This is a genomic window from Streptomyces sp. NPDC002536 (assembly GCF_053594995.1).
Genome location: NZ_JBSFWU010000215.1, coordinates 1 through 3,994 on the forward strand (window position 1 = coordinate 1; position 3,994 = coordinate 3,994).

General features: G+C 76.5%; 3 protein-coding genes. 1 reads left to right on the forward strand and 2 read right to left on the reverse strand.

Annotation, left to right across the window (positions count from 1 at the left end):
• Window positions 1–242 precede the first annotated feature (242 nt).
• Window positions 243–1,544, forward strand: a complete 1,302-nt coding sequence (locus tag ACWD4B_RS35340) for an RCC1 domain-containing protein (protein ID WP_451424613.1) — start codon at window positions 243–245, stop codon at window positions 1,542–1,544.
• On the opposite strand, the gene ACWD4B_RS35345 is transcribed toward ACWD4B_RS35340, so the two are convergent.
• Together ACWD4B_RS35345 and ACWD4B_RS35350 are read right to left on the reverse strand one after the other, a co-directional pair.
• Window positions 1,510–2,556, reverse strand: a complete 1,047-nt coding sequence (locus tag ACWD4B_RS35345; RefSeq protein WP_451424614.1) for an MBL fold metallo-hydrolase — start codon at window positions 2,554–2,556, stop codon at window positions 1,510–1,512. The genes ACWD4B_RS35340 and ACWD4B_RS35345 overlap by 35 nt on opposite strands.
• Before the next feature lie 47 nt (window positions 2,557–2,603).
• Window positions 2,604–3,818, reverse strand: a complete 1,215-nt coding sequence (locus tag ACWD4B_RS35350; RefSeq protein ID WP_451424615.1) for an aminotransferase class I/II-fold pyridoxal phosphate-dependent enzyme — start codon at window positions 3,816–3,818, stop codon at window positions 2,604–2,606.
• Window positions 3,819–3,994 lie beyond the last annotated feature (176 nt).

Sequence of the window (3,994 nt, forward strand, 5' to 3'; positions counted from 1 at the left end):
GGAACTGCGCGACCAGCCCCCACCGGCCCGCAGCCGACGCACCACCCCAGGGGTCCGGGGCGAAGCCCCGAGCACCTCGACTACAGGCGCGTCGTGGCTGAGCGCGCAGTTCCCCGCGCCCCTGACGGGGCGCCCCGGCATCACCCGTTCGCCGGTCCGCGGATGCCGCGGCACGGCACAGCGCCCAGCGTGGAGGCGTGCGGGAGACCACCGCGCACCGCGCTGCATCGCCAGGAGGGCCCATGTCCACGTCCACCGCCCCGGGAGAGCACGTCGCGGACGGCAGGACACGGACGCCCGGACAGCTGCGCGCCGCCGGCCAGGACGGCTACGGGCAGGTGCGGGACGTCCTCCAGGCGGCGCAGGGCCAGGAGGTCACCGTGATCGCGGCCGGGGCCCACCACAGCCTGGCCGTCACGGCCGGCGGGCAGGTGCTCGCCGCCGGGTACGACAGCGACGGGCAGGCGCACGGCCTGTGGAAGGCGGCGCAGGGCAAGCGGATCGCCGCGGTCGCCGCCGGGCCGCTGTTCAGTCTGGCGGTGACCGCGGACGGGCGGCTCCTCGGCACGGGTCTGGACGACTTCCGGCAGGTGGCGGGCATCGTCGAGGCGGCGCACGGCCGGCATGTCGTCACCGCCGCCTGCGGGGGTTTCCACGCGCTGGCGGTCACCGCCGACGGCCGGCTCCTCGCCGCGGGCCAGGACCGGCACGGCAGCGTGTCGGGGATCGTGGCGGCGGCCGAGGGCGCGAAGGTCGCCGCGGTCGCCGCGGGCGAGCTGCACAGCCTGGCGGTGACCGAGGACGGCCGGCTGCTCGCGGCCGGCCTGGACGACATCGGGCAGGTGTCGGGAATCCTGCAGGCCGCCCGCGGCAGGAGGATCGCGTCGGTGGCCGCCATGGGCATGCACAGCCTCGCCGTCACCGAGGACGGCGAGCTGCTGGGATCCGGCCGCGACGACCACCATCAGGTCTCCGGGCTGCTGCGGGCCGCGCAGGGCAAGCGGATCCGCGCGGCCTCGGTCGGCAGCCTGCACGGGCTGGCCGTGACGCAGGACGGCCGGCTGCTGGCGGCCGGCCGGGACCGGGACGGCCAGGTGTCGGAGATCGCGGCGGCCGTGGAGGGCCGGACGGTCCTCGCCGTCGCGGCGGGCGGTGCGCACAGCCTCGCGGTGGTCGCGCCGGACGGGCCCCGGGGCCGGGCGGTCCGGGCGGACTTCGGCACCGCGGCCGGCGCCCGCGAGCGGCTGTCCCTGCAGTTCCTGCGCGCGGACGACGGCCTCGACATGACCCTGGTCTCCGGGCAGCCCGCCCGGGACTTCGGCATCCGGGAGGGCGTGCCCGTCCAGGTGGTGGTGCGGCGGATGGCGCCCGGCCGGGACGAGGTGCTGGGCAACGGCTCGGTGTGCTTCACCTACGACGAGATCACCGGGGTCGTCGGCATCGACACCCGGGCCGGCCGGCCGCCGTCCCATCTCCTGTGCACCGGCCACGGCGCCAACCGCTTCACCTTCACCTGGACGGCGACGGCGACGGCTCGGGAGTGACGTTCACTCCCGCCGCGTCCATCACCCGCGACCCGCCGACCGGCAGGTCCCACAGGTCCTCCCGGGGCCGGCCCGTGGCCGCCCAGGCCGCCCGGACACGCAGCAGCGGCTCCAGCGGCGGCTCGGCGGACAGCAGGAACGTCGCCCAGTGCATGGGGGCCATCATCCGGGCGCCCACGTCCTGGCAGGCGCGGACGGCCTCCTCGGGGTCGGTGTGGACGGTGCCGAGCATCCAGCGCGGCTCGTAGGCGCCGATGGGCAGCAGCGCGAGGTCGATGCCCGGATACCGCTCCCCGATCCGCTCGAACCAGTGGCCGTAGCCCGTGTCCCCCGCGAAGTACACGCGCCGCCCGCCGGGTGCGGTGACGACCCAGCCGCCCCACAGCGAGCGGCAGGTGTCGAGCAGGCCGCGTTTGCTCCAGTGGTGCGCGGGGACGAAGTCGAAGCGCACCATGCCCGCCGGGCCCGGCAGTTCGACCCCCTCCCACCAGTCGAGCTCGGTGACCCGGGTGAACCGCCGGCGGCGCGCCCAGCCGCCCAGGCCCGCCGGGAGCAGCAGCGGGGTGTCGCGGGGCAGCCGTTTGAGGGTGGGGGCGTCGAGGTGGTCGTAGTGGTTGTGGCTGATGACGACCGCGTCGACTCTCGGCAGGTCCTCCCAGCGCACCCCGACCGGGGTGATCCGCGGCGGCGTGCCCAGGATGCGGCGGGACCACACGGGGTCGGTGAGCACGGTCAGCCCGCCGACGGAGAGCACCCAACTGGCGTGCCCGGCCCAGGTGGCGGCGACGGAGGCGGGCGGGGCCGGGGGGACGGGGCCGGGTTCGACGGGCAGTTCGGCGATCTCCAGCAGGGCTTCGGGTCCCGGGCGCAGCCGGCCCTCGCGGGCGAGGCGGGCCAGGGCGCGGACCCCGGGCAGCGGTGCGGTGAGGCGGTCGGTGAACGACCGGGGCCAGATGCGGCGCTCGCCGAAGGGGCGTGGACCCGCCAGGGGGCGCTCGGTCTGTTCGGTCATCTACGGGCTCCATTCGTGGGGAACCGAGGCACGCTCATGACGGTAGGTCAGTCACCGGCGAGTTCACTGAACACCGCTCCAAAAGTGGACAACGCCTCCGCGACGTCCGGCAGGGCCAGCGGGTCGCGGGCGTCCAGGGCGCGTTGCCGCTGCTCGTCGGTGGGACCGAGGAGCGGTGGAGTGGCCAGACGGACGCGCAGGGCGTCGGGTTCGTCGCCGAAGTGGTGACTGCCGGGCGCCGGATGGCCGAGCGCCTCCGTGAGATGGGCCTCCAGTTCGACGGAGTCGGTGATGCCGCGGGCGGCGAGGGGCTCGCGCAGCTCGCCCAGGTCGGCGTAGAGGTGCGGTCCGGTCTGCGGCGGGCGGGAGAGCACCCCGGCCGTGGCGAGCCGTTCGCGCGCGGCGCCGGCCAGGGCCCCGTAGAGCCGCCCGGCGGCCGTGATCCGGTTGCGGACGGGCTTGGGCTCGGTCAGCGCCCAGGCCGTCGCGGCCGCGAGCGGGGGCGAGAGTTCGGCCCGCAGGGCCGTGAGGACGGACAGGACACGGGTGCGCAGCACGGTGCCGGGGCCGTTCTCCGGGAAGCGGGCGACGGCGGCGGGCCAGCCGGCCGGGAGCAGGGTGCCCGCGAGGTCGGTGAGGACGACGACGTTGTCGGGGCGCATCTCGGCTGGGCCGACGTAGACGGTGCCGTGCGGGTCGTGCCGGGTGTCGCGCCAGGTCTCGTCGCTGATGACGGTCAGTTCCTCGGCGGCGGCGGCCTCGCAGACCTCGTGCAGGATCTCGGGCGGGGCGACGGTGCCGGTGGTGTCGTCGGCGACGGACAGGACCAGGAACCGCGGCCGCCCGCCCTCGGCACGGATCCTGCGGACGGTCTCCAGCAGCGCGAACGGGTCGGGGACGCCGCCGCACTCGGCCGGTACGGGCACGGGGTAGGCGAACCGCCCGGCGAGCCGGGAGACCGGCACGTACCAGGCGGCGCACGGGCGGGTGAAGAGCACCTCGCCGCCCGCCGCGGCGAGCAACGCCATGAGCAGGGGCTGGGCACCGGAGGCGGCGACCACGCGCTCGGGCCCCACGGGCAGGCCGCGCCGCGCCCAGTAGCGGCAGGCGGCCTCGCGCACCTCCGTGCCGCCGCCCACCGGCTCCGGCCCGCTGCGCCCGGCCGCCTCCGCCAGCCGTGCGGCGAGCTCCGGCAGGACGGGCAGACCGTGCTCGGCCGCCGGGAGGGCGGGGGCCGCCGGAGAGCCCTTGCCCTTCTGCATCCGTACCTCCGACGCGCTCGGCTCCACCCGGCCTTCTCCGGGGAGTGTCCGGCGGATCTTCGCGCCCTGTAAGGGGCGCGGGGAACTGCGCGACCAGCCACCGACGGCCTGCAGCCGACGCACCACCTTGGGGTCCGGGGCGAAGCCCCGGGACTTCGGCTGCGGGTGCGTCAGAT

Excerpts from the sequence above, each read along its gene's own strand:
- ACWD4B_RS35350 (WP_451424615.1), bottom strand. The coding sequence starts at position 3,818 with ATGCAGAAGGGCAAGGGCTCTCCGGCGGCCCCCGCCCTCCCGGCGGCC.
- ACWD4B_RS35340 (WP_451424613.1), top strand. The coding sequence starts at position 243 with ATGTCCACGTCCACCGCCCCGGGAGAGCACGTCGCGGACGGCAGGACA.
- ACWD4B_RS35345 (WP_451424614.1), bottom strand. The coding sequence starts at position 2,556 with ATGACCGAACAGACCGAGCGCCCCCTGGCGGGTCCACGCCCCTTCGGC.